Origin of the sequence: Candidatus Magnetaquicoccus inordinatus (assembly GCF_004217665.1) — a bacterium.
Lineage (GTDB): Bacteria > Pseudomonadota > Magnetococcia > Magnetococcales > Magnetaquicoccaceae > Magnetaquicoccus > Magnetaquicoccus inordinatus.
In genome coordinates, this window is record NZ_RXIU01000456.1 from 1 (window position 1) to 1,355 (window position 1,355).

A 1,355-nucleotide genomic window follows, 5' to 3' on the forward strand; every position below is an offset into this window, starting at 1 on the left:
GCTTAAGCATTCGCTTTTGTGAAACGCCGCACATTACCAGCAGGGTTTTGCCCTGCACCCACCAGGAGGAGATAATCCCCTCCTGGACCTCCATAATAATTTTCTGATTTTCAAATGCGATTGCCCTGTTATAACAAGCCTAGTAAATTGGTTGCAGGTAGGCTATAAAGTTAGATCGGTTCACTGTGTGGTGAACCGGGTGGCTAGAGAAGAGGCTCCACAAAACAGAGTGGACTGGAACAAAAAAGAAGGAGTAACGCGGTGCAAAGAACATTTCAACCCAGCAGAATTCGGCGCAGCCGGAATCATGGTTTTCGGGCACGCATGGCGACAGCCAATGGTCGGCAAGTTTTGTCACGTCGGCGGGCCAAAGGGCGCAAACGTCTGATCGTTGTCTGATTGACACGGGCCTTGAGTGGTAAAGAGTGCTCCACGCTCTCCGTTGATACTGCTGCGGAGAGCGCTGTCCCGATGCAGCGAAAGGAAATTTTTCCAAAATCGCTGCGCATTCTGGATGGAACAGAGTTTAAAAAAATAACCTCCTCCGGGCGCAAGCTTGGAGGGCGTTTTTTTTTGTTGTTTGCTCGGCGCACAGAGTATGACAGGTCGCGGTTAGGCATTACAGTCAGTCGCAAGGTGGGCAACGCGGTGGTACGCAATCGTGTCAAGCGGCAGATACGGGAGTTTTTCCGGCGCCAGCGGCCATCTCTGTTGAGTGGGTATGATTGGGTAGTAATTGCCCGTGCACATGCCGGAATATCTGCGGATGCGCTCTTGCGTCAGGACTTACACAAATTGTTTGCGGGATTTTCTCAGTAAACATGCTCTGTGAGCGCACTTCATGCCAGTAAACAAGACAGCTTGGGCGTGTAACACATTGATAGTGGATCAACAGGCACAGTGATCAAACACCTATTGATTGGCTTGATACACCTCTATCGCTATTTACTGTCGCCCATACTACCGAGGAGCTGTCGTTTTTTTCCCAGTTGTTCTGAATATGCCCTGGAGGCGGTGCAACGCTATGGAGGTTGGCGTGGAGGATGGCTGGCAGTCAAGCGGCTTCTGCGCTGTCATCCATTTCATCCCGGAGGCTTTGATCCGCTTCCTTAAGGCAGGGTTCCTGATTTTATTGCATAGACAAGGATATATTTATGGACCGGCGCACCACCTTGGCCCTCACACTCGCTTTATTATTGTTAATGGTTTACCAGACCTATATGTCCATCCGTTTTCCGGAACAGGGTCAGCAAACCGAACAGAGTACCAGTAAACCGGAAGCAACCACCACTCCCACTGCAGAAGCAAAAGTGCCGGATGGTAAAGGTACGCCGGTCAGCAATGTCCAGGTTGGC

Annotated in this window: 4 protein-coding genes; all 4 read left to right on the plus strand. The window is 50.6% G+C overall.

What is annotated here, in order from left to right; genetic code table 11:
• Positions 1-261 precede the first annotated feature (261 nt).
• Positions 262-399: a 50S ribosomal protein L34 gene (gene rpmH, locus EJP87_RS16495; protein ID WP_130472930.1), complete on the plus strand. Its 138-nt coding sequence runs from the start codon at positions 262-264 to the stop codon at positions 397-399.
• Positions 400-471: 72 nt separating this feature from the next.
• Positions 472-819 (plus strand): ribonuclease P protein component, encoded by a 348-nt coding sequence (gene rnpA / locus EJP87_RS16500; RefSeq protein WP_130472931.1) that lies wholly within the window; start codon positions 472-474, stop codon positions 817-819.
• A gap of 84 nt (positions 820-903) precedes the next feature.
• Positions 904-1,113 carry a membrane protein insertion efficiency factor YidD gene (yidD, locus tag EJP87_RS16505; protein WP_130472933.1) on the plus strand — a complete coding sequence of 70 codons (210 nt, stop codon included), beginning with the start codon at positions 904-906 and terminating at the stop codon, positions 1,111-1,113.
• 41 nt (positions 1,114-1,154) lie between these two features.
• Positions 1,155-1,355 (plus strand): hypothetical protein (locus EJP87_RS16510; protein ID WP_130472932.1); only part of this gene is annotated, 201 nt, incomplete at its 3' end.

What these genes read in the sequence shown, in the direction of transcription:
- rnpA (WP_130472931.1), top strand. Translation starts at nt 472, where the DNA reads ATGCAGCGAAAGGAAATTTTTCCAAAATCGCTGCGCATTCTGGATGGA.